This is a genomic window from Salmonella enterica subsp. arizonae (genome assembly GCF_008692845.1).
Classification (GTDB): Bacteria; Pseudomonadota; Gammaproteobacteria; order Enterobacterales; family Enterobacteriaceae; genus Salmonella; species Salmonella arizonae.
On record NZ_VXJW01000005.1, the window covers coordinates 221,604 to 245,926 of the forward strand.

The 24,323-nt window shown below is 52.4% G+C and carries 22 protein-coding genes and 1 pseudogene; 14 read left to right on the forward strand and 9 right to left on the reverse strand.

The features are described from left to right. The first annotated feature begins 82 nt into the window (after positions 1-82). The 11 genes and pseudogenes from murC to F4V61_RS22850 form a co-directional block, all read left to right on the forward strand. A complete protein-coding gene (murC, locus tag F4V61_RS11880; RefSeq protein ID WP_001096068.1) occupies positions 83-1,558 on the forward strand; it encodes a UDP-N-acetylmuramate--L-alanine ligase in 1,476 nt (491 codons plus the stop codon). Continuing rightward, positions 1,551-2,471: a D-alanine--D-alanine ligase gene (locus F4V61_RS11885; RefSeq protein WP_079827748.1), complete on the forward strand. Its 921-nt coding sequence runs from the start codon at positions 1,551-1,553 to the stop codon at positions 2,469-2,471. The genes murC and F4V61_RS11885 overlap by 8 nt, the downstream gene beginning before the upstream one ends. Before the next feature lies 1 nt (position 2,472). Then, the gene (ftsQ, locus tag F4V61_RS11890; RefSeq protein ID WP_080152763.1) at positions 2,473-3,303 is read left to right on the forward strand and encodes a cell division protein FtsQ; all 831 of its coding nucleotides are present in this window, start codon (positions 2,473-2,475) and stop codon (positions 3,301-3,303) included. Next, complete coding sequence (gene ftsA, locus F4V61_RS11895; RefSeq protein ID WP_000588463.1) at positions 3,300-4,562, forward strand: cell division protein FtsA; 1,263 nt, start codon at positions 3,300-3,302, stop codon at positions 4,560-4,562. The genes ftsQ and ftsA overlap by 4 nt, the downstream gene beginning before the upstream one ends. Positions 4,563-4,622: 60 nt before the next feature. Then, a complete protein-coding gene (ftsZ, locus tag F4V61_RS11900; RefSeq protein ID WP_000462791.1) occupies positions 4,623-5,774 on the forward strand; it encodes a cell division protein FtsZ in 1,152 nt (383 codons plus the stop codon). Between the two features lie 100 nt (positions 5,775-5,874). Further along, on the forward strand, positions 5,875-6,792 hold the full coding sequence (gene lpxC, locus F4V61_RS11905; RefSeq protein WP_038396969.1) for a UDP-3-O-acyl-N-acetylglucosamine deacetylase: 918 nt from the start codon (positions 5,875-5,877) through the stop codon (positions 6,790-6,792). 586 nt (positions 6,793-7,378) lie between these two features. Beyond that, complete coding sequence (locus tag F4V61_RS11910; RefSeq protein ID WP_150363958.1) at positions 7,379-8,869, forward strand: hypothetical protein; 1,491 nt, start codon at positions 7,379-7,381, stop codon at positions 8,867-8,869. Between the two features lie 362 nt (positions 8,870-9,231). Then, entirely contained in the window at positions 9,232-9,735 is a 504-nt protein-coding gene (gene secM / locus F4V61_RS11915) for a secA translation cis-regulator SecM (protein WP_000014341.1), read from the forward strand. 60 nt (positions 9,736-9,795) lie between these two features. Beyond that, the gene (secA, locus tag F4V61_RS11920; RefSeq protein WP_058344661.1) at positions 9,796-12,501 is read left to right on the forward strand and encodes a preprotein translocase subunit SecA; all 2,706 of its coding nucleotides are present in this window, start codon (positions 9,796-9,798) and stop codon (positions 12,499-12,501) included. Between the two features lie 151 nt (positions 12,502-12,652). Next, the gene (gene mutT / locus F4V61_RS11925) at positions 12,653-13,048 is read left to right on the forward strand and encodes an 8-oxo-dGTP diphosphatase MutT (RefSeq protein ID WP_038396965.1); all 396 of its coding nucleotides are present in this window, start codon (positions 12,653-12,655) and stop codon (positions 13,046-13,048) included. A gap of 220 nt (positions 13,049-13,268) precedes the next feature. Next, positions 13,269-13,364: pseudogene (locus F4V61_RS22850) on the forward strand (LysR family transcriptional regulator); the annotation flags it as partial. A gap of 24 nt (positions 13,365-13,388) precedes the next feature. On the opposite strand, the gene yacG reads toward F4V61_RS22850, so the two are convergent. From yacG to coaE, 3 genes are read right to left on the reverse strand one after another with little or no spacing between them, the layout of a single operon-like run. Then, positions 13,389-13,580, reverse strand: coding sequence for a DNA gyrase inhibitor YacG (gene yacG / locus F4V61_RS11940; protein ID WP_038396964.1), 192 nt, complete (start codon positions 13,578-13,580; stop codon positions 13,389-13,391). Positions 13,581-13,589: 9 nt separating this feature from the next. Next, positions 13,590-14,333 (reverse strand): cell division protein ZapD, encoded by a 744-nt coding sequence (gene zapD / locus F4V61_RS11945; protein ID WP_080160906.1) that lies wholly within the window; start codon positions 14,331-14,333, stop codon positions 13,590-13,592. Continuing rightward, positions 14,333-14,953 (reverse strand): dephospho-CoA kinase, encoded by a 621-nt coding sequence (gene coaE, locus F4V61_RS11950; protein ID WP_001270910.1) that lies wholly within the window; start codon positions 14,951-14,953, stop codon positions 14,333-14,335. Before coaE ends, zapD begins: the two co-directional genes overlap by 1 nt. 225 nt (positions 14,954-15,178) lie before the next feature. Between coaE and F4V61_RS11955 the strand changes: the two genes are divergently transcribed. Further along, positions 15,179-16,222 (forward strand): GMP reductase, encoded by a 1,044-nt coding sequence (locus tag F4V61_RS11955; RefSeq protein WP_001217362.1) that lies wholly within the window; start codon positions 15,179-15,181, stop codon positions 16,220-16,222. Between the two features lie 30 nt (positions 16,223-16,252). On the opposite strand, the gene hofC is transcribed toward F4V61_RS11955, so the two are convergent. From hofC to nadC, 4 genes are all read right to left on the reverse strand, one after another. Then, a complete protein-coding gene (gene hofC / locus F4V61_RS11960; RefSeq protein WP_080160905.1) occupies positions 16,253-17,455 on the reverse strand; it encodes a protein transport protein HofC in 1,203 nt (400 codons plus the stop codon). Beyond that, positions 17,445-18,830 (reverse strand): type II secretion system protein GspE, encoded by a 1,386-nt coding sequence (gene gspE / locus F4V61_RS11965; RefSeq protein WP_080160904.1) that lies wholly within the window; start codon positions 18,828-18,830, stop codon positions 17,445-17,447. Before gspE ends, hofC begins: the two co-directional genes overlap by 11 nt. A 9-nt stretch (positions 18,831-18,839) precedes the next feature. After that, positions 18,840-19,277 carry a prepilin peptidase-dependent pilin gene (gene ppdD, locus F4V61_RS11970; RefSeq protein ID WP_038396959.1) on the reverse strand — a complete coding sequence of 146 codons (438 nt, stop codon included), beginning with the start codon at positions 19,275-19,277 and terminating at the stop codon, positions 18,840-18,842. Positions 19,278-19,497: 220 nt separating this feature from the next. Further along, positions 19,498-20,391 carry a carboxylating nicotinate-nucleotide diphosphorylase gene (gene nadC, locus F4V61_RS11975; RefSeq protein WP_080152759.1) on the reverse strand — a complete coding sequence of 298 codons (894 nt, stop codon included), beginning with the start codon at positions 20,389-20,391 and terminating at the stop codon, positions 19,498-19,500. Positions 20,392-20,478: 87 nt separating this feature from the next. Here nadC and ampD point away from each other — a divergent pair, with 87 nt between their 5' ends. Then, a complete protein-coding gene (ampD, locus tag F4V61_RS11980; RefSeq protein WP_000923241.1) occupies positions 20,479-21,042 on the forward strand; it encodes a 1,6-anhydro-N-acetylmuramyl-L-alanine amidase AmpD in 564 nt (187 codons plus the stop codon). Further along, a complete protein-coding gene (ampE, locus tag F4V61_RS11985) occupies positions 21,039-21,893 on the forward strand; it encodes a beta-lactamase regulator AmpE (RefSeq protein WP_038396958.1) in 855 nt (284 codons plus the stop codon). Before ampD ends, ampE begins: the two co-directional genes overlap by 4 nt. Positions 21,894-21,958: 65 nt before the next feature. Here the strand turns inward: ampE and F4V61_RS11990 are convergent, their stop codons facing one another. Together F4V61_RS11990 and F4V61_RS11995 are read right to left on the reverse strand one after the other, a co-directional pair. Continuing rightward, a complete protein-coding gene (locus tag F4V61_RS11990; RefSeq protein ID WP_038396957.1) occupies positions 21,959-22,909 on the reverse strand; it encodes a glycoside hydrolase family 43 protein in 951 nt (316 codons plus the stop codon). Further along, positions 22,909-24,315: a glycoside-pentoside-hexuronide (GPH):cation symporter gene (locus tag F4V61_RS11995; RefSeq protein ID WP_038396956.1), complete on the reverse strand. Its 1,407-nt coding sequence runs from the start codon at positions 24,313-24,315 to the stop codon at positions 22,909-22,911. Before F4V61_RS11995 ends, F4V61_RS11990 begins: the two co-directional genes overlap by 1 nt. Positions 24,316-24,323 lie beyond the last annotated feature (8 nt).

The window sequence follows — 24,323 nt, forward strand, 5'->3', positions numbered from 1 at the left end:
ACCCTCAATCATTCGGGTTGCAGGAAAGGCAACGTATCTGCAATTTGAAGTATGACGGGTAGTCGAGTTAATGGCGTAAAGAATGAATACACAACAACTGGCAAAACTGCGTTCCATCGTGCCCGAAATGCGTCGCGTTCGGCACATCCACTTTGTCGGCATCGGTGGTGCTGGTATGGGCGGTATTGCCGAAGTTCTGGCCAATGAAGGGTATCAGATCAGTGGTTCCGATTTAGCGCCGAATCCGGTGACCCAGCAGTTGACGAGCTTGGGGGCGACGATTTTCTTTAACCATCGCCCGGAAAATGTGCGCGATGCCAGCGTGGTCGTGGTTTCCAGCGCGATTTCTGCGGATAACCCGGAAATTGTCGCGGCGCATGAAGCGCGTATTCCGGTCATTCGCCGTGCGGAAATGCTGGCGGAACTGATGCGTTTTCGACACGGCATCGCCATTGCCGGAACCCACGGTAAAACCACAACGACCGCAATGGTGTCCAGTATTTATGCCGAAGCGGGGCTGGACCCGACTTTCGTGAATGGCGGACTGGTGAAGGCCGCAGGCGTTCATGCGCGTCTGGGCCATAGTCGTTACCTGATTGCCGAGGCGGATGAGAGCGATGCGTCGTTCCTGCATTTGCAGCCGATGGTAGCGATTGTCACCAACATCGAAGCCGACCATATGGATACCTATCATGGCGACTTTGAAAATTTAAAGCAGACGTTTATTAACTTCCTGCACAACCTGCCGTTCTACGGTCGCGCGGTAATGTGCGTCGACGATCCGGTCATTCGCGAGCTGCTGCCGCGGGTGGGGCGTCAGACCACGACGTATGGCTTTAGTGATGACGCCGACGTCCGTGTAGAAGATTATCAGCAGATAGGGCCGCAGGGGCACTTTACGCTGTTGCGTCAGGGGATGCCGGATCTGCGCGTGACGTTGAATGCGCCGGGTCGCCATAATGCCCTGAATGCCACGGCGGCGGTTGCGGTAGCGACTGAAGAAGGCATCGACGATGACGCTATCCTGCGCGCGCTGGAAAGCTTCCAGGGGACCGGGCGTCGCTTTGACTTCCTCGGCGAGTTCCCGCTTGAGCCGGTGAATGGTAAATCCGGGACAGCGATGCTGGTAGATGACTATGGCCATCATCCCACGGAAGTCGACGCCACGATTAAAGCCGCGCGGGCGGGGTGGCCGGATAAAAACCTGGTGATGCTGTTTCAGCCGCACCGTTACACGCGCACGCGCGATCTGTATGACGATTTCGCCAATGTGCTGACGCAGGTCGATGCGTTGCTGATGCTGGACGTTTACCCGGCGGGCGAAACGCCGATTCCGGGCGCGGATAGTCGTTCTTTATGCCGCACGATTCGTAATCGGGGAAAAATTGACCCGATTCTGGTTTCCGATCCGGCTCAAATTGCGACAATATTAGCGCCGGTGCTTACGGGTAACGACTTGATATTAGTGCAAGGCGCAGGAAATGTTGGCAAAATTGCGCGTTACTTATCTGAAATCAAGCTCAAGCCGCAAACCCAGGAGGAAGAGCAACATGGCTGATAAAATCGCGGTCCTGTTGGGCGGAGCCTCTGCGGAGCGGGAGGTCTCACTGGAATCCGGCGCGGCAGTGCTGGCAGGGTTACGTGAAGGCGGTATTGATGCGCACCCTGTCGATCCGAAAGAGGTCGATGTCGCGCAGCTTAAAGCAATGGGCTTTCAGAAGGCCTTTATTGCGTTGCATGGCCGCGGCGGTGAAGATGGCACCTTACAGGGAATGCTTGAACTGCTCGGCCTGCCTTATACCGGCAGCGGCGTGATGGCCTCGGCGCTTTCAATGGATAAACTGCGCAGTAAATTGCTGTGGCAGGGCGCTGGCTTACTGGTCGCGCCGTGGTTCGCGCTGACGCGCGCCGGGTTTGAAAAAGGCCTTAGCGAAGAACAAAAAGCGCGAATTTCGGCGCTGGGTTTACCGCTGATCGTCAAACCTGGCCGTGAAGGTTCCAGCGTCGGCATGACGAAAGTGGTAGAAGAAAATGCTTTACAGGGGGCGTTAGCATTGGCTTTTCAGCATGATGACGAAGTGCTGATCGAGAAATGGCTGTGCGGCCCTGAATTCACGGTGGCGATACTTGGCGAAGAAATTTTACCGACAATTCGTATCCAACCGGCAGGAACCTTCTATGATTATGAGGCGAAGTATCTCTCTGATGAGACACAGTATTTCTGCCCTGCCGGTTTAGAAGCCTCCCAAGAGGCCGCGCTACAGTCGCTCGTCCTGCAAGCCTGGAAAGCTTTAGGCTGTAAAGGATGGGGGCGCATTGACGTCATGCTGGACAGTGATGGTCAGTTTTATCTGCTGGAAGCCAATACTTCTCCAGGTATGACCAGCCATAGTCTGGTGCCGATGGCGGCGCGTCAGGCGGGAATGAGCTTCTCGCAGTTAGTGGTACGGATTCTGGAGTTGGCGGACTGATATGTCGCAAGCTGCGCTGAACACGCGAAACAGTGACGAAGAGACGCCTTCTTCACGCCGTAATAATGGAACGCGTCTTGTGGGAATGATATTCCTGCTGACGGTGCTGTGTACCGTGTTTGTTAGCGGGTGGGTCGTGTTAAGGTGGATGGAAGATGCGCAGCGTTTACCGTTATCAAAGCTGGTATTAACCGGCGAGCGTCACTACACGCGTAACGATGATATCCGCCAGGCAATACTGGCTCTGGGCGCGCCGGGAACCTTTATGACTCAGGATGTGAACATTATCCAGAGCCAGATTGAGCGTTTACCGTGGATTAAACAGGCCAGCGTCAGAAAACAGTGGCCTGATGAATTGAAGATTCATCTGGTTGAATATGTGCCGATTGCGCGTTGGAATGATCAACATATGGTCGATGCTGAAGGCAATACCTTCAGTGTCCCGTCAGATCGCATCGGCAAACAGGTTTTACCCATGTTGTACGGCCCGGAAGGCAGCGCGAGTGAAGTGTTGCAAGGATACCGCGAGATGGGGCAGGTGCTGGCTAAGGATAAATTCACTCTGAAGGAAGCGGCGATGACCGCACGTCGCTCCTGGCAATTGACGCTTAATAACGGCATTAAGCTCAATCTTGGCAGGGGCGATACGATGAAAAGGTTGGCTCGCTTTGTAGAACTCTATCCGGTTTTACAGCAGCAGGCGCAAACCGATGGCAAACGGATTAGCTACGTTGATTTGCGTTATGACTCAGGTGCGGCGGTTGGCTGGGTGCCGCTCCCCCCTGAGGAATCTAATCAGCAACAGAATCAGGCACAGGCAGAACAACAATGATCAAGGCGACGGACAGAAAACTGGTAGTAGGACTGGAGATTGGCACCGCGAAGGTTGCCGCTTTAGTAGGGGAAGTTCTGCCCGACGGTATGGTCAATATCATTGGCGTGGGCAGTTGTCCATCGCGGGGTATGGATAAAGGCGGGGTGAATGACCTTGAGTCAGTAGTGAAGTGCGTTCAGCGCGCTATTGACCAAGCGGAATTGATGGCGGATTGCCAGATATCTTCGGTATATCTGGCGCTTTCTGGAAAGCATATTAGCTGTCAGAATGAGATAGGCATGGTGCCTATTTCTGAAGAAGAAGTGACGCAGGAAGATGTGGAAAACGTCGTGCATACTGCGAAGTCAGTGCGCGTGCGCGACGAGCATCGCGTGCTGCATGTGATTCCTCAGGAGTACGCCATTGACTACCAGGAAGGCATTAAAAACCCGGTAGGTCTTTCCGGCGTGCGAATGCAGGCGAAAGTGCATTTGATTACCTGCCACAACGATATGGCAAAAAACATTGTCAAAGCTGTTGAACGTTGTGGTCTAAAAGTTGACCAATTGATATTTGCCGGACTGGCGGCCAGCTATTCCGTGTTGACGGAAGATGAACGTGAACTGGGCGTCTGTGTCGTGGATATCGGCGGTGGTACAATGGATATCGCCGTTTATACTGGCGGCGCGCTGCGCCATACCAAAGTGATCCCTTACGCGGGGAATGTGGTGACCAGCGATATCGCTTATGCCTTTGGTACGCCGCCGAGCGATGCCGAAGCCATTAAAGTCCGCCATGGTTGCGCGCTGGGTTCCATCGTCGGTAAAGACGAGAGTGTTGAAGTGCCAAGCGTAGGCGGGCGTCCGCCGCGCAGCCTGCAACGCCAGACGCTGGCGGAAGTAATTGAGCCGCGTTATACCGAGCTGCTCAATCTGGTCAACGAAGAGATATTGCAATTACAGGAACAGCTTCGCCAACAAGGGGTAAAACATCACCTGGCGGCGGGGATTGTGTTAACCGGTGGCGCGGCGCAAATCGAAGGGCTTGCGGCTTGCGCCCAGCGCGTATTCCATACGCAGGTGCGTATCGGCGCGCCGCTGAATATCACCGGTCTGACGGATTATGCCCAGGAGCCGTATTATTCGACGGCGGTGGGATTGCTTCACTACGGGAAAGAGTCCCACTTAAACGGTGAAGCAGAAGTGGAAAAACGTGTTACGGCATCAGTTGGCTCGTGGATCAAGCGACTTAATAGCTGGCTGCGAAAAGAGTTTTAATTTTTATGAGGCCGCCAGATATTACGGCCTCAGGCGACAGGCACATGACGGAGAGAGATTATGTTTGAACCTATGGAACTAACCAACGACGCGGTGATTAAAGTCATCGGCGTCGGTGGCGGCGGCGGTAACGCTGTTGAACACATGGTGCGCGAGCGCATCGAAGGTGTTGAATTCTTCGCGGTGAATACCGACGCTCAGGCGTTGCGTAAAACGGCGGTTGGCCAGACCATTCAAATTGGTAGTGGCATTACCAAAGGTTTGGGCGCTGGCGCGAACCCGGAAGTCGGTCGTAACGCGGCGGACGAAGACCGTGAAGCGCTACGTGCGGCGCTTGAAGGCGCAGACATGGTATTTATCGCGGCAGGCATGGGCGGAGGTACCGGAACCGGCGCGGCGCCAGTAGTTGCTGAAGTGGCAAAAGATTTAGGTATTCTGACCGTTGCCGTGGTGACTAAGCCTTTCAATTTCGAAGGCAAAAAGCGTATGGCATTTGCGGAACAGGGTATCACCGAGCTGTCCAGGCATGTGGACTCGCTGATCACCATACCGAACGACAAGCTGTTGAAAGTACTGGGTCGCGGCATTTCGCTGCTCGATGCCTTCGGCGCGGCGAACGACGTATTGAAAGGCGCGGTGCAGGGTATCGCCGAGCTGATTACCCGCCCAGGCCTGATGAACGTCGACTTTGCGGACGTGCGTACCGTGATGTCTGAAATGGGCTATGCAATGATGGGCTCCGGCGTGGCAAGCGGTGAAGACCGTGCGGAAGAAGCGGCTGAAATGGCTATTTCTTCTCCACTGCTGGAAGATATCGACCTGTCTGGCGCGCGCGGCGTGTTGGTCAACATTACGGCGGGCTTCGACCTGCGTCTGGATGAGTTTGAAACCGTCGGCAACACCATTCGCGCCTTTGCGTCGGATAACGCCACCGTGGTTATCGGTACTTCTCTGGACCCGGATATGAACGACGAACTGCGCGTGACCGTGGTGGCGACCGGTATTGGTATGGACAAACGTCCGGAAATCACTCTGGTGACCAACAAACAGGTGCAGCAGCCGGTGATGGATCGTTATCAGCAGCACGGTATGGCGCCGCTGACGCAGGAGCAAAAAACGGTCGCTAAAGTGGTTAACGACAATACGCCACAGGCGGCAAAAGAGCCGGATTATCTGGATATCCCCGCATTCCTGCGTAAGCAAGCTGATTAAGAATTAGCTGGAATTTGGGATTCTGGGCTCTTTGTGCTAAACTGGCCCGCCGAATGTATAGTACACTTCGGTTGGATAGGTTATTTGGCGAGATTATACGATGATCAAACAAAGGACACTTAAACGTATCGTTCAGGCGACTGGCGTCGGTTTACATACCGGTAAAAAAGTCACTCTGACATTACGCCCTGCGCCGGCCAATACCGGGGTCATCTATCGTCGCACCGACTTGAATCCACCGGTAGATTTCCCGGCCGATGCCAAATCTGTGCGTGATACCATGCTCTGTACCTGTCTGGTGAATGAGCATGATGTACGGATTTCAACCGTTGAGCACCTGAATGCTGCTCTGGCGGGGTTAGGTATCGATAACATCGTTGTTGAGGTTAATGCCCCGGAAATCCCGATTATGGATGGCAGTGCTGCTCCGTTCGTCTACCTGCTGCTGGATGCCGGTATTGATGAACTGAACTGCGCCAAAAAATTTGTACGTATTAAAGAGACTGTTCGGGTTGAAGATGGCGATAAATGGGCTGAATTCAGACCGTACAATGGTTTTACGTTGGATTTCACTATCGACTTTAACCATCCGGCGATCGATTCCAGCAGCCAGCGCTATGCGATGAACTTCTCTGCGGATGCGTTCATGCGCCAGATCAGCCGTGCGCGTACCTTCGGTTTCATGCGTGATATCGAATATCTGCAGTCCCGTGGCCTGTGCCTGGGCGGCAGCTTCGATTGTGCCATCGTTGTTGACGATTATCGCGTATTGAACGAAGACGGCCTGCGTTTTGAAGATGAATTCGTTCGCCACAAAATGCTCGATGCGATCGGTGACTTGTTCATGTGCGGTCACAATATTATTGGTGCATTTACCGCGTATAAATCCGGTCATGCATTGAATAACAAACTGTTACAGGCTGTCCTGGCAAATCAGGAGGCCTGGGAATTTGTGACCTTCCAGGATGACGCAGAACTGCCGTTGGCTTTCAAAGCGCCTTCGACGGTACTGGCATAACGACATACGTTGTCGTATAAATTCGACTGGTTAACCTGGCACTCTCTCCGGCCAGGTGAGCTAGTCGTTTTTTTTATTACCCTTTATCTGCGCTTCCCTTAATATGGCAATTTTGGCGTGGGCTAGCGGCGAAGTTATGTCTTTATAATAATTTTAGTAGGTAATATTAGCAGTCTTTAACCACAACTGTAATGGCATTATCTAACGTCAAAACCATTCTGATCCATTGAATAAAAAACAACATGTTATTATTTGTCACGCCAGTAACCTGGCTGGCCAATACTACTGTAAACTCAACAATATTCCCTTCCTATCCCTCGCAAGTGGTCAAAAAGTAAAGTAAAAATTGAATGCCGGGCAAATGAACATGGCGGATATGCACCTGTCTCTCCAGGCAATAACTGCGGCGTCAGCGGAGAAAATCAGCCAGTGGCGACAATGCTATTTCAGACCGATACTGGATGACCTGTGCTTATGTCTTGAGATGAAAAATATAAATCAGGTAAATGCCTGGTAACGAAAAGGGGAAACGATATGGAATAATTTTTTACATTATAACTTCTCTGGTAAAGGGGAGACACACAGTATGATGCTTTTCTCTATCATATCTGCCGTAAATGGTGGTGTGTTATCATCTGCGTGCACTCATTTTCTTTTAGATGAGAGTAAGTTAGTTGAGCCTGGTATTATTGGCGATAATAAAGAGCGAACATTGCACTTTGATGTGTTACTTAACCAGCTCACACTCTATCCATATGAAACATCGGATCCATTGTTCATATCTATAAACGCGGTGACCTCATGCTGCGGTGAGAGTAGTGCCTACCAATTGGCGATATCTACAGGGCGGTTCCCTTTGTATGAATCTGAGATTAATGAGTTGATGAAAGATTTTCTTTATCAACATGTCGTTGATGCCAATGGTCATGTAAAAATTACTTTCACCGATGTATGTAAGAGGCTGAATTCATTATGGAGGAAGTTCACTGAAGAAAATTTACGCACAACTTCAAAAGATGAAGAGGTTGTGTGTTCGTCTTATACCATGCCTGTATCTGTGCCGGAAAAAGAGAGTTCTCTTGACGAAAAAGATGAAAAGGTTGTGTGTTCGTCTTATACCATGCCTGTATCTGTGCCGGAAAAAGAGAGTTCTCTTGACGAAAAAGATGAAAAGGTTGTGTGTTCGTCTTATACCATGCCTGTATCTGTGCCAGAAAAAGAGAGTTTTTTTGACCAAAACAAACTAACTTTGAAGGATGTCAAGAATTTCAAGAAAATACAATCTGCCTTTAAGCGCGAATTGAGCTCCATTCAGAAATCGTTAAATGTTCTTAATAACCGTAAAGCCGTTGAGCGTTTTAGAGAGTATAAAACGGTCGAACTCTTTCTACAAACGGGGGTACATACTGGGTTTTGTGTCGCCGGTGGCTTGTCGAGCGCTGTAATCGGCACGGCAATTTCTCCTGGCTTTGGTACGCTCATCGGCGCGGGGGTTGGCGCAGGATTAGCGTGGTCAGGTAAAAAGCTTTACGATTATGCCGCAGGTGCTGTAAGCAATAAAATAAACCCTAACCCCCATTTAAAAACCAGGGAAATTGACCGGAAAATAAAATCTGCCGAGAAAGGTTTCTTCTGGGAGTGCGGGGCAAAAATAAAATCACTCGTTGTGGAACCCTCGCGGGGGACCGGTATCCTCGCGGCTAGCCTTATCTCTTCAGTAATACAAGAAGTCTCGATACCTATTCATGATATAGCCACTGCTTGTTATGATTATGAAATAGCTTGTGAAGGATTAACATCTAAAAAAGCGTCTAAGATTGAAGCCTTACTGGCAAAATATCATAGCAAGTTGAATAAAGAATATAAACAGGTGCTCAAGTATCTTGAGGAGAATCCGACACCGGATAACCAGCGACGTAAAAAGAAGATCCTTCGACGGGATGCAGTGATTCGCGAGCGATTAGCGACTATCCGCGAAAGTATTAAGGACGCTGTAGAATCGCGAAGATTGAGTATTCATAAAGGCCGCAGTGTAATGGCGCCGGATGACGAAAAGCGTGCCAACGAGGCGATATAATTTTCACCGCTGAAATCATGACTGTTGGACAGGTGGCGCAGACCATCTGCCACGGTAGCGTCTGTGCCTGACCGAAGAACGTTGTAAGTTGTTTGAACTGCCGATGATGATGGGGAAACTACGCCAGCGCTGTTTTTTGTCAAGGTGGCTTGATAAACGTGCTGGAAGGCAATGTTTCTATCTATACCCGCGCCTGTTTAGCAGGATTAAATCGAAATACGGCGCGTTCGCTGTTTTCTTAGCCATTTTTTATCTTTGTTTCTCGTCATTACTGCTGTAGCGCGTACGCTTTAATGATAAGATTTGTGCGCAAATTGTTTTAATTTTATAAGCCCATTAAGGGCATATCAGGTGACAATGACGTGAGTGGAATACTGACGCGCTGGCGACAGTTAGGCAGACGATATTTCTGGCCGCATCTCTTATTAGGGATGGTCGCGGCGAGTTTAGGTTTGCCCGCGCTCAGTAACGTCGCTGAAACCAATACACCTGCAAGGGCGACTGCCAGCAACCACAGCGCCGCGTCTAAAGTTAACTTTAGCCAACTGGCGCTGTTAGAAGCGTCTAACCGTCGTCCCAATTTCACCGTAGATTACTGGCATCAGCACGCTATTCGCACGGTGATTCGCCACCTCTCTTTTGCAATGGCGCCGCAAACGCTGCTCGTTGCCGACGCGCCATCGCCATTACAGGCGCATCATATCGCTTTACTGAATACGCTCAGCGCGATGCTCACGCAGGAGGGCACGCCGCCTGCGATTATTCGCGTCTCCCTGGCGTATTTCGCGCCGCAAACCGCATTTAGCATCCCGGCCTGGATAAGTCAGGCGCAGGGCATTCGCGCCGGTCCTCAACGTCTCAGCTAACGAAAAAAGACCCTTTAACTTTATTGTAGCTCCGCGGCGCGGGGCGTTTGAGATTTTATTATGCTAATCAAACTATTAACGAAAGTATTCGGTAGCCGTAACGATCGTACGCTGCGTCGTATGCGTAAGGCCGTGAGCCTTATTAATGCAATGGAACCGGAGATGGAAAAACTCTCCGATGAAGAACTGAAAGCGAAAACCAACGAATTCCGCGCACGTATTGAAAAAGGCGAAAGCGTAGAGAGCCTCATTCCGGAAGCGTTCGCGGTGGTGCGTGAAGCCAGTAAACGCGTCTTCGGGATGCGTCACTTCGACGTTCAGTTGTTGGGCGGTATGGTTCTCAACGATCGCTGCATCGCGGAAATGCGCACCGGTGAAGGTAAGACCCTGACCGCAACGTTGCCAGCCTACCTGAACGCGCTGTCCGGTAAAGGCGTTCACGTCGTTACCGTGAACGACTATCTGGCCCAGCGTGACGCCGAAAACAACCGTCCACTGTTCGAATTCCTCGGTATGACTGTTGGCATCAACCTGCCAGGTATGCCTGCGCCAGCCAAGCGTGAAGCTTACGCTGCCGACATCACTTACGGTACTAACAACGAATACGGTTTTGACTACCTGCGCGACAACATGGCGTTCAGCCCGGAAGAGCGCGTGCAGCGTAAACTTCACTATGCGCTGGTGGATGAGGTTGACTCCATCCTGATCGATGAAGCGCGTACCCCGCTGATCATTTCCGGCCCGGCGGAAGACAGCTCGGAAATGTACAAAAAAGTGAACAAAATCATCCCGCATCTGATTCGTCAGGAGAAAGAAGATTCTGACACTTTCCAGGGCGAAGGCCATTTCTCCGTGGATGAGAAAGCGCGTCAGGTCAACCTGACCGAACGCGGTCTGGTGCTGATTGAAGAGCTACTGGTGCAAGAAGGCATTATGGATGAGGGTGAGTCTCTCTACTCTCCTGGCAATATTATGCTGATGCATCACGTCACCGCCGCGCTACGCGCGCATGCGCTGTTTACCCGCGACGTGGATTACATTGTGAAAGACGGCGAAGTCATCATTGTTGATGAACATACCGGTCGTACCATGCAGGGGCGTCGCTGGTCTGACGGTTTACACCAGGCGGTAGAAGCGAAAGAAGGTGTTGAAATTCAGAATGAAAACCAGACGCTGGCGTCTATCACCTTCCAGAACTACTTCCGTCTGTATGAAAAGCTGGCCGGTATGACCGGTACGGCGGATACTGAAGCGTTTGAATTTAGTTCCATCTATAAGCTGGATACCGTGGTCGTGCCAACCAATCGTCCAATGATCCGTAAGGATTTGCCGGATCTGGTCTACATGACCGAAGCGGAAAAAATCCAGGCCATTATCGAAGATATCAAAGAGCGCACTGCGAACGGACAGCCAGTGCTGGTCGGGACGATTTCTATCGAGAAATCTGAAGTGGTTTCCAGAGAGCTGACCAAAGCGGGCATCAAACATAACGTACTGAACGCTAAATTCCACGCCAACGAAGCAGGCATCGTTGCGCAGGCCGGTTATCCTGCGGCGGTCACTATCGCCACTAACATGGCGGGTCGTGGTACCGATATTATGCTGGGCGGTAGCTGGCAGGCGGAAGTCGCCGCGCTGGAAGCGCCGACGGAGGAACAAATTGCGCAGATTAAAGCTGACTGGCAGGCGCGCCACGACGCGGTGCTGGCTGCAGGCGGTCTGCATATTATCGGCACCGAGCGTCATGAATCCCGTCGTATCGATAATCAGTTGCGCGGGCGTTCCGGTCGCCAGGGCGATCCGGGTTCGTCCCGTTTCTATCTGTCGATGGAAGATGCGCTGATGCGTATTTTCGCCTCCGATCGCGTGTCAGGTATGATGCGTAAACTGGGCATGAAACCCGGCGAAGCGATTGAGCACCCGTGGGTAACGAAAGCTATCGCTAACGCGCAGCGTAAAGTGGAAAGTCGTAACTTCGATATTCGTAAGCAACTGCTGGAATATGATGACGTGGCGAACGATCAGCGTCGTGCAATTTATTCCCAGCGTAACGAACTGCTGGATGTGTCTGACGTTAGCGACACCATTAACAGCATTCGTGAAGATGTCTTTAAGGCGACCATTGACGCCTACATTCCGCCGCAGTCGCTGGAAGAGATGTGGGATATCCCCGGTTTGCAGGAACGCCTGAAAAACGACTTTGACCTGGAGTTGCCGATTGCCGAATGGCTGGATAAAGAGCCGGAGCTGCATGAAGAGACGCTGCGTGAGCGTATCCTGGCGCAGTCCATCGAGTTGTATCAGCGTAAAGAAGAGGTGGTTGGCGCTGAAATGATGCGTCACTTCGAGAAAGGCGTGATGCTGCAAACTCTCGATTCCCTGTGGAAAGAGCATCTGGCGGCGATGGATTATCTGCGTCAGGGTATTCATCTGCGCGGCTATGCGCAAAAAGATCCGAAGCAGGAGTATAAGCGCGAATCCTTCGCTATGTTCGCCGCGATGCTGGAATCGCTGAAATATGAAGTGATCAGCACTCTGAGCAAAGTTCAGGTACGTATGCCGGAAGAGGTCGAAGCGATGGAGATGCAGCGTCGCGAAGAGGCGGAGCGCCTGGCGCTGATGCAGCAGTTAAGCCATCAGGATGACGATGCCGCCGTGGCTGCCGATCTAGCCGCTCAAACGGGCGAACGTAAGATTGGACGTAACGATCCTTGCCCTTGCGGTTCCGGTAAGAAATACAAACAGTGTCACGGTCGCCTGAGTTAATGCGATAAATTTATCGGCCTGATAAGACGTAATGTGTTGCCATCAGGTCGATGCTGGCATTATTGCCGAATGGCGCTACGCTTATTCGGCCTGGTATTGAACACGGATAAAAAGGCGCAGGCGACTGCGCTTTTTTTATGGATACAACAAGATGAAAAAACTGCAAATTGCGGTTGGGATTATCCGCAACCCGAACGATGAAATTTTTATTACCCGGCGCGCCGCTGATGCGCATATGGCGAACAAGCTTGAATTCCCCGGCGGAAAAATAGAATCCGGAGAAACACCAGAGCAGGCGTTGATCCGTGAGCTACAGGAAGAAGTGGGAATTACGCCAACACTGGCGACACTATTCGATACTTTGGAATATCAATTCCCGGACCGGCACATCACGCTATGGTTTTGGCTGGTTGAACGCTGGGAGGGCGAACCGTGGGGGAAAGAAGGACAGCCGGGACAGTGGATCGCGCAAAGCACGTTGAATGCGGACGACTTCCCGCCTGCCAATGAGCCGATTATTCGCAAATTACGACAATGTGCGCATTAACTGGGGATCTCAATACGATCCCCGTTGATCTTATTATCGATTTAATGTGGACATAATTTCTGGCCAGTAACGGGTGCCAGCCGTGGCATTATGAGGGAAAACCGCCTCAATTGCCGCTATCTCCTGCGAAATTAGGACCTGAGATAACGCAATTTTGCCTCGCGTACCCGATCCGCCATCGCATCGGTCGTGTCTTCTTCTGTGGAGACTGAGGGATCGAGGCGATGTTGATTTAATTAACGAACACTGTGGCGCCGGTATTCGCTTTGGCGATGTGGTACAACTTGATATGAATATCGTTCCGCTCGGTGATATTGCCGTATCAAGAGAGACCTTGCCGTTAGTGCTCTTCGCTCCAGTCGTCACTATCAGACAGGTCGCCGCTGCTGGCGATTCGCTTCTCTTCGGCGGCCCATTCACCCAAATCAATTAACTGACAGCGTTTAGAACAGAACGGGCGGAAGGGGCTGACTTCCCCCCAGACTACCGGTTTACCGCAGGTCGGACAGCTTACGACGGTAACGTCAGACATTTTTACTCCTTAGCAACAGGCCAGTTCAAAATCAAGACGCTCCGGCACCAGACCATTTTCACTATCCAGCGGCATAAAGCGAATGGCAAAACGGCTCTTATGGCCGGAAATTTGTGGGTAAAGTTGGGAATCAAGCGTCAGTATCAGACGCAGTAAATCGGCATCGTCCCCGTTATCCTGATAAAACCCGTTCAGGCTGGTTTGCTTGCGGAAGGGCGCTGAATTGCGGATCAGATCAAGCACCAGAGTCAGCGCCTGGGTGAGGGGGTTCAGGCTGGCAAGCCAGCTTTCAATCTGGGCGTCGCGCTGTGGCTGTTGTAGGTGCAACCAGATATGCAGCGTGGGTAAATCGAAACTGCAACAGCCGCCCGGAATACTTAAGCGTTGACGTACAAGGGCAATCAAGCGATCTTCGCGTAGCTGCTGGCCAATCCTCGGCGCGGAGATCAGCACGCTGCCCGCGGATTTTAACTGCTGGCGCAGGGCTTCAATACGGTCCTGGTCGACGCCGGGAACTTCAACCCATGCCTGTAATTTTCGCTGCTGTCGCTCCAGCTCTTTCAGCAGTTCGGTACGGACTTCGCCACGTTCGAACACATCCAGCAGGTCGCTGATATTACGGAAAAAATGCAGAGCGCCCGCATGGTCTGCAATTGGCAGGTTGATGGAGAGCTGTTGGATCAAAAACTCTATGCGCAGCCACGTACGCATCTTCTCATTGAGAGGGTGTTCAAATAGGACCTGGGTGTGCATTACGGTTTTTCCTGTGAGACAAACTGCGACGCGAGCTTAAGATAACAGGCGTGCAGGCGGGCCACATCTGATGCGATAGCATCCGGTGCGCCGTTATTATCAATAACATCGTCCGCTACGGCAAGGCGCGCTTCACGCGTCGCCTGTGCAGCGAGAATGTGTTCAACATGCTCGCGTGTAACATCATCACGCTGCATTGTACGCATGAGTTGCGTTTCGGGCTTAATGTCAACCACCAGTACGCGGTTGGCTTTGGGATATAGCTTGTTTTCAACCAGCAGAGGAACAACCCATAATACATAAGGCGACGTCGCCTGTTGAAACTGCCGCTGGGTTTCCTGCTGAATTAAGGGATGAAGCAGAGCGTTAAGCCAGGCTTTTTCTTCCGGATGCGAAAAAATACGCTCACGCAGCGCCCGGCGACGTAACGTGCCGTCGGCGGCGATAAGTTCAGAACCAAAATGTTCCGCTATTGCGTTCAGGGCGGGCTGCCCTGGCTCAACCATCTGGCGCGCGATAATATCCGCGTCGATGACGGTTATTCCGAGGTCAGCGAAGGCATCAGCGACGGTACTTTTACCGCTGCCAATACCGCCGGTTAAGGCTACGGTATACCTCATATCTCCAGCTTCCGGAATTTTAGTTTGCCAATCAAAAGGTTAAATTTTAAACATACAAAGACGATACGCTCTGAGCATTAACCTACTATTCGCCAGGTAAATTTATGGGATTGTAACGTAAAAAAAGAGAATTTCGCAGTCTTGTACGGCCATGATTAGTGCGTATGATAGCGTCACTGGAGTTGTGAGTTTCGATTTTTCGCCATTAACCCCAGGAATCCACACATGCGTATTGAAGAAGATCTGAAGTTAGGTTTCAAAGACGTTCTTATCCGTCCTAAACGTTCTACCCTCAAAAGCCGTTCCGATGTCGAACTGGAACGTCAATTCACCTTTAAACACTCAGGTCAGACCTGGTCTGGCGTACCGATTATCGCGGCAAATATGGATACCGTCGGGACGTTTGAAATGGCGCAAGCGTTGGCTGGGTTCGATATTCTGACTGCTGTACATAAACATTACACCGTTGAAGAGTGGGCAGCTTTTATCAACACGGCTTCGGCTGATGTTCTGAAGCATGTGATGGTTTCCACCGGTACCTCTGACGCTGATTTCGCAAAAACGGCGCAGATTCTGGCGCTGAATCCTGCGCTGAACTTTGTTTGCATTGATGTGGCCAATGGTTATTCAGAACATTTCGTGCAGTTCGTCGCGAAGGCGCGTGAAGCATGGCCGACAAAAACGATCTGCGCAGGTAATGTGGTAACGGGCGAGATGTGCGAAGAGCTTATCCTCTCCGGCGCCGATATCGTGAAAGTGGGAATTGGTCCCGGCTCCGTATGCACGACGCGTGTAAAAACCGGCGTCGGTTATCCGCAACTGTCGGCGGTTATCGAATGTGCTGACGCGGCGCATGGCCTGGGCGGTATGATCGTCAGCGATGGCGGCTGCACCATGCCAGGCGACGTAGCAAAGGCCTTTGGCGGCGGCGCGGATTTCGTTATGTTGGGCGGCATGCTGGCGGGTCACGAAGAGAGCGGTGGCAGCGTGGTAGAAGAGAACGGCGAGAAATTTATGCTGTTCTACGGCATGAGTTCGGAATCAGCGATGAACCGTCATGTCGGCGGCGTTGCGAAATACCGCGCGGCAGAAGGTAAAACGGTTAAATTGCCGCTGCGCGGGCCGGTGGGCAATACCGCCCGCGATATCCTGGGCGGTTTACGCTCAGCCTGCACTTATGTCGGCGCGTCTCGTCTGAAAGAGTTGACCAAACGCACCACCTTTATTCGGGTGCAGGAACAAGAAAACCGCATTTTCAATAACCTCTAATATTCTGGCTGGCGTAAATGTGCGCCAGCCTTATCCCATCCCGCTCATCGCGTCTCCCAGATGAAAAATCGGCAAATACATCGCCACCACCAGCGTACCGATAATTAAGCCGGTGATGATCAATAACGCCGGTTCCAACAGCGACGCCAGATTATCGGCCAGCGCCAGCGTAGTTTCACTGTGGTGACGGGCAAGGTTATGCAGCATGATATCGAGTGAACCGGACGCTTCGCCCGTTCTGACCAGTTGCAGGCATAGCGGACTAAATTCCTGCGTATTTTTTAGCGCCAACCAGACCGGATTGCCCGCGGCGATTTCCTGATGTACCTGCGTTAAACGCTGTGACCAGTAAGGGCAGCCGAGACTATCGATAGCGCTTTCCAGTCCCTGAAGAAAAGGAATGCCTGCGCTTTGGGTTAATGCCAGTACGGTGAATATTTGCGCTAGTTTCTGGCCTCTTATCAGGCGGCCCATGACGGGGAGCCGTAGCAGAAGGTGCTGGCGCTGCGCCTGCCAGGACGGTTTTTGTTTTACCCTGTGGTGAGCGATAGCACCGATAACCGCCAGGAGTAAGATGAGCCAACCCCATGCCGACCCCCATTGCGCTATCGCGATAATACCGCGTGTCAGAAGAGGGAGCGGGGTATTGAAGCTACGGTAAATGGCGGAAAATTCCGGCAGGACAAAGTGCAGCATGGCGAAAACGACCAGGGCGGCCATTGTCAGAATAATGGCGGGATAGCGCAGCGCCTTTTTCACGCTAACCGTAATCTGCCGTTGCGCTTTTTGCTGACGGGCCAGTTCAAAGCAGCATTCGGCCAGTTTGCCGGTCAGTTCTCCGGTGCGGATCATCGTCTGGTAGAGCGGCGGAAATACCTGCGGCCAGGAGACTAATGCGCTGGAAAAAGGGACGCCCTGTTCAAGCTCGTGAGCCAGCGTGCGCAACAGCGCTTGCCATTGTCGGTGGGGATGCTGTTTCGCAAGGAGTTCCAGCCCTTCAGAAAGCGTCAGTCCGGCATGAATGAGCGTGGCCAACTGATGAATAATTTCAGCGCTTTGCTCTTCTTTCCACAGTGCGGCGTTAACACCCATGCGCTTGATGCGAAGCGGCATAATGCGCTGGTGTTGCAGGGTGATGATCAGCGCCAGACGATTGTCCACCCATACAACGTCTTGTTCCAGTTGGCCTTTATCGTTAACGCCTTGCCAGCGCCAGAGCTGTTTAACCGTCATGGGGCATTCCCAGAACGCGTAGTATCTCTTCAAAGGACGTCATGCCTTGCTCAACGGCGCGACAGCCATTTTCAAAAAGCGTCCCTGTACCAGTCTGTTGGAGGTGGGCTTCCAATGCCTGCGCCGATGCGCCGCTCGCAATTAACTGTCGTAATGCCGGGGTAACGGTTAACACTTCGAATAACGCGGTTCGGCCATAAAAGCCGTGGTAGCAATGCTGACAGCCGCTTGCCTGCCAGCGCGGTAGCGCGCTGGGCCAAAGGTTGGGCGATAACACCACGGGATCGCTCAGACGTTGTTTGCAGTGCGGGCAAAGCTTCCTTACCAGGCGTTGCGCTACCACCAGCGTAAGCGCCGATGAGATCATCCAGCGTGCTACGCCCATTTGCTGTAAACGTATCAGGGTTTCGCTGGTGGAGTTCGTATGGAGCGTTGAAAGTACCAGATGGCCCGTTTGTGCCGCCTTAATGGCGATTTCTGCGGTGTCGCCGTCACGAATTTCACCTACCATGATGATGTCAGGGTCCTGGCGTAAAAGCGCGCGCAGCACATTTTGAAAGGTGAGCCCGGCGCGGGGATGGATCTGCGTCTGGTTAATCCCATCCAGTGGAATTTCTATCGGATCTTCAACGCTACAGAGGTTGATACCCGGCGTATTGCGGGTTTGTAGCGCGCTGTATAGCGTGACCGTTTTTCCGCTGCCGGTAGGGCCAGTCACCAGTACCAGTCCCTGAGGTTGCTGTAGGGCTTGTTTAAAAGCGGTAAGTTGCGTCCCACACATGCCCAGAGCGTCCAGATCCAGCGTTTGTTCAACCTGATGCAATAACCGTAAGACGACTTTTTCGCCTTCTTTACAGGGAAGCGTGGCGATACGAAAAGAGATGCTTTCGCCCGTCAGGTCAACGGTAAATTGCCCGTCCTGCGGCAGGCGATGTTCGGCGATGTCCAGATTTCCCCGGACTTTCAAACTGGCCGTCATCGCAATACCCGTCTCTTTGGGGATGTCCTGCAGGATATGAAGAACGCCGTCGATGCGGAGCCTGATCCGGTAGCGGCTGGCGCCTGGTTCGAGATGGATATCGGAGGCGCGTTTCGCCATCGCCGAGCGTAATGTCTGATTGAGAAGCTGGGCTGCGGTTTCTCCGCCTTTCGCGGCGTTTGCCGAGGGAGCCTGATCCGGCTTATGCAGATGATTTTCCATTTGCTGGCGAGTCCAGCACACAATATCAATCTGTTTTTGCGTGGCGAAATGCAGAGCGTCCAGTAACGCATGAGAGGGCGCGTCGACCACTGCAACAGTGATACTGTTGCTGGCGCTATTGATCAGTACAGCCTGGTGACGTTGACACAAGGTGTTGAGCTGTGCGTCCTTCATCTTGTTTCCTTAGTTGGCGTCAAAACGGAAGACATCTTCACAAGCCTGTTGTAGCGCGCTGTCGCTTTGAATATTGCAGTTACGCGTCCAGCCGGTAATGCCGTTAGCATTGTCCCAGGCGGGCGTCATGATGACGCTAAGCCCGTTCAGACTCTCCTGACCGGTAAGCGTGATGACGCCTTTTTCCACACTCATGCCCGAAACATAACGGGTGACGACGGGCGAGGGGATACCGTTGGCGCCCGCATCACAAGTGCCCGTACCCCCATGTTCCAGAGCGCAGAGTTCGACGGCGGTACGGTAGGGGACAAAAGTTTGCAACATATCCGTCAGCGCCGCTTTACGCAGATAGTTCTGGTAAGCCGGAATGCCGATGGCGCTTAAAATGGCGATGATGCCAATAACGACCATCAGTTCGATAAGCGTGAAACCGCGTTGTTTTTCCATTGTTCGCTCCTTGAGTTAGCTGGCGCTACTTTGGCAAACGAGAAAAGAACGGGCGAGCGGCAAAAGGTAAAACGGGAAGGCGGATTCTGAAGATTTTCGCTGCGTTACATGACATGGCAACGTTATTGCGAGGCGCTACCAATATTTTACCGGATAACGACGCAGGCTTACGGATAGGGATTTATAGACCCGACGGCATAGCGCCATCGGGCGGAGAGGATCAGCGAAAACGCATGGAGAGATCGAGCGCGCGCAGGTGCTTGGTCAGCGCGCCAACGGAGATGAAGTCCACCCCGGTTTCAGCAAATTCGCGTAAGGTTTTTGCGGTCACGTTGCCGGACACCTCCAGCTGCGCCTGGCCGTTGACGCGTTTCACCGCCTCGCGCATCTGGTCGGTTTCGAAATTATCCAGCATGATGATATCCGCCCCTGCTTTCAACGCATCGTCCAGTTCATCCAGATTTTCGACTTCGACTTCTATCGGCACGTCCGGATGTAGCCAGAATGCTTTTTCCACCGCCTGACGAACAGATCCGGAGGCGATGATATGGTTTTCTTTAATCAGGAAAGCGTCAGTGAGGCCCAAACGATGATTCGCGCCGCCGCCGCATAAGACCGCATATTTTAGCGCGGTGCGCAGGCCCGGCAGCGTTTTACGCGTGTCGAGCAACTGGGTTTTGGTGCCCGTCAAAAGCGCAACGTAGCGGCGTACTTCGCTGGCGACGCCGGAAAGAGTCTGGACAAAGTTTAACGCCGTGCGCTCGCCGGTCAGCAATACGCGAGCAGAGCCGTCCAGCTCAAACAGCGTTTGGTTCGCGTGAATAGCGTCGCCGTCGTCGACATGCCAGGTGAGGTGCACATCGTCGCCCGCCAGTTGGATGAAGACCTCTTCAACCCAGCGCTTGCCACAGAAAACGCCGTCTTCACGGGTAATCACTGCGGCATGGGTACGTATATCTTCCGGCAAAAGTTGTGCGGTGATATCGTTGCTGGCATCGACTTCTCCACCTAAATCCTCACGCAGCGCCTGAGCAACGGCGGCAGGGATATCAATATTAATACGTTCCAGTAGCGCGTCACGTCGGTCGTCTGGGTTATAACGGCGAGGCGGCATGATAAAACTCCAAATTACTAACGAATCATAAGGTAGAAACATGCTACTCTGAAGCAGCTATAAGCACCACTCAAAAGGAGGCTCCGCATGTTGCTAGACAAGGGTTGGTTGGTTGAGGCGCGACGCGTACCTTCTCCGCATTATGATTGCCGCCCGGATGACGAAAACCCGTCATTGCTGGTGGTGCATAATATCAGCCTGCCCCCCGGCGAGTTTGGCGGTCCGTGGATCGATGCGTTATTCACCGGAAAAATATATCCAGACGCCCATCCTTTTTTTGCAGAAATCGCTCATCTTCGCGTTTCGGCCCATTGTCTAATTCGCCGCGACGGTGAAATCGTTCAGTATGTGCCTTTTGATAAGCGTGCGTGGCATGCGGGTGTATCAAACTATCAGGGGCGGGAACGCTGTAATGATTTTTCCATTGGTATTGAGCTGGAGGGCACGGATGCGTTGCCCTATACCGATGTGCAATATCAGCAGTTAGCCGCCGTGACGCGCACGCTCATCGCTTGCTACCCTGCGATTGCCGACAATATGACCGGACACTGCAATATTGCGCCTGACCGTAAAACGGACCCTGGCCCCGCTTTTGACTGGCCGCGGTTTCGCGCTTTGGTCGCCCCCTCGTCGCACAAGGAGATGACATGACGCTGTTTACGACATTACTGGTGCTGATTGTCGAGCGCCTGTTTAAGCTGGGCGAGCACTGGCAGCTCGATCACCGGCTGGAGGCGCTATTCCACCGAATTACCCATTTTTCAGTGTTGCGTACGATGGGGATGACGGCGATCGCGATGGCGGTGACTTTTCTGCTGCTTCAGGGGTTAAAAGGGCTGCTATTTAACGTGCCGACGCTGGTGATGTGGATTCTACTGGGCGTACTGTGTATCGGCGCGGGTAAAGCGCGAGTACATTATCACGCCTGGCTGAAAGCGGCGTCCCGTAACGATCCGCATCCTTGCGAGGCGATGGCTGGCGAGCTTACGCTGATTCATGGCGTACCGCCGGACTGCAATGAGCGTGAGTTTTTGCATGAGCTGCAAAACGCGCTGTTATGGATAAATTTCCGTTTTTACCTCGCGCCGCTATTTTGGTTTATCGTCGGTGGTCCATGGGGACCGGTAACGCTGGTGGGCTATGCGTTTTTACGGTCCTGGCAGACTTGGCTGGCGCGCTATCAGACGCCGCACCAACGTTTGCAATCCGGCATTGACGCTATTCTTCATGTGCTCGACTGGATCCCGGTACGTCTGGCGGGCGTGGTGTATGCGTTGCTGGGGCATGGCGAGAAAGCGTTGCCGGCCTGGTTTGCTTCGCTGGCGGATTTGCATACTTCGCAATATCAGGTACTCACGCGTCTGGCGCAATTCTCACTGGCGCGCGAACCGCATACTGACAAAGTGGAAACGCCAAAGGCGGCGGTGTCGATGGCGAAGAAAGCCTCGTTTGTGGTAGTAGTGATTATTGCCGTGTTGACTCTGTACGGCGCGCTGGTGTAACACGGTTTTGCCGGAGGGCGGCGCACGCGCTTTATCCGGCCTACGAACGATAGTGGGTAAAGGGATCAGAGCGTATCTGCTGGTGGAATGCCAAAATCAGGCATTCCATTCTCATCCCAGCGAATCCGTTTCAGGCGGGTATGGCGGTTTGGATCATACAGCGGATCGCCTACTATTTCAGTATAGTTTCGTGCGTGATAGACCAGTACATCTTCGCCGTCTGGCGTTGTGGTGAAGCTATTGTGACCGGGACCGAACTGACGATTTTCAATACTGGTGGTAAAAACCGGATGCGGTAACTTATGCCAGTTTGCCGGATCGCGCGGATCGGCGCGCAGATCAATCCACAGCAAGCCCATACAATAGTTTTCATCGGTGGCGCTGGCGGAGTAGCTGATAAACAGTTTATCGCCGTGTACCAGTACTGCAGGGCCTTCGTTAACCCAAAAGCCCCGACACTCCCAGTCATACTCTGGTTTACTGAGTCTCACCGGCTCGCCTTTAAGGGTCCATGGATTTTCCAGTTCAGCCAGATAAATATTTGAGTTACCGGCGATATCTGGCGCTTTTTGCGCCCACAGATACCACTGCTTTCCCTGATGATGAAAAGTGGTGGCATCCAGGGCGAAGGTATCAAACGGCGTCTTAACCTGGCCTTTTTCAGTCCAGACGCCGGTGAGCGGATCGGCATCGGCGCACTCAAGGGCAAACATGCGGTGCTGGAACATATTCAATTTATCCAGCGCCTGGGTATGCGCCGCAGCAAAATAAAGATACCACTTACCGTTGATACGATGCATTTCCGGCGCCCAGATCAGTTCGCTCATCGGGCCGGTTTTCGGCTTGCGCCATACTACGACGGGTTCGGCGGCGCGCAGCCCTTGCAGCGAATCGGCACGGCGGATTTCCAGTCGGTCATATTCCGGCACGGAGGCAATAAAGTAGTAATCGCTGCCGTCGCGTAAAATAAACGGATCGGCACGTTGTTCAATAAACGGGTTTGGCCAGTTTGTCATCAGGCTTTCCTTACGCTTTCAGCGGCGTTGAGTTCCTGTAACTCGCTCAATTCGCGGTAATTAGTGCGACGTTTTTCCAAATCGTCCTGGATCTGTTTCATCAGTTCACGGTCAACTTTCAGTAGACGTACGACGACTGCGGTAATCAGATACCCAACGCCGGGGATAACGGTAAACAGCAGCATAATACCGTTCATCGCCGAGGCGCTTTGCGTTTTAGCGCTGGCGTCATAACCGTACCAGGAGAGCAAAAAACCGACCATCGCCCCGGCAATCGCCAGGCCCAGTTTCAGAAAGAACAGATTACCGGAGAAGCTAATACCGGTAATCCGTTTGCCGGTTTTCCATTCGCCATAGTCGTCGACGTCCGCCATAAGTGACCAGTGCAATGGGGAAGGGATTTGGTGCAGAATATTGAGCAGGAAGTAGAGCGCCACAATCATCACGGTGGCTTTCGGATCAAAGAAATAGAACGCGCAGGAGAAAATCGCCAGCACGATGTTGGTCCAGAAAAATACCTTCAATTTACACCAGCGATCGGTTAAGACTTTTGCCAACATACTGCCGATCATCATACCGACCACGCCGAGACTAATAAAAAGCGTGGCGAAATGGGTGCTTTGCCCCATCACCCAGGTGACGTAATACATGGTCGCCGCCATACGAATAAACCCCGGGCAAACGTTGCATAAGGTCAATAGCAGAATGCGTACCCACTGATCGTTTTTCCACACGTCTTTGAAATCATTCTTCATATCATCGTGCGTCGGAACGGCAGGGCGAACGCGTTCGCGGACGCTGGCGAAGCAGAACAGAAACATACCCATGCCGATAATCGCCAGCACGGTCATCGCCAACTGATAGCCTTTGGCTTTATCGCCGCCGCCAAACCAGTCCACCATTGGCAATAGCGTTAACGATAGCAACAGCGTCGCGATGCCAACTAACACGAAGCGATAAGACTGACAGGCCACGCGCTCTTTCGGATCGTTGGTGATCACGCCGCCCAGCGAGCAATAGGGAATATTGATGGCGGTGTAGGTGACGGAAAGCAGGAAATAGGTGACAAAGGCATAGACAACTTTGCTGTTATAGCTCCAGTCCGGCGTCGTAAACATCAGAATGCTGAACAGCGCGTAGGGAAATGCAACCCACAGTAGCCAGGGACGAAAACGGCCATATTGACTTTGGGTACGGTCGGCAAGCGCGCCCATCACCGGATCGGTAACGGCATCGATAACGCGCACTGAAAGGAGTAAAACACCGACTAACGCCGGAGCAAGCCCAAAAATATCCGTATAAAAATAATTAACAAACAGCATGATAGCGCCAAAAATAATATTACATCCGGCGTCGCCCATGCCATACCCGATTTTCTCTCTTACTGACAGCCTACCCTTATCCATTGAGACTT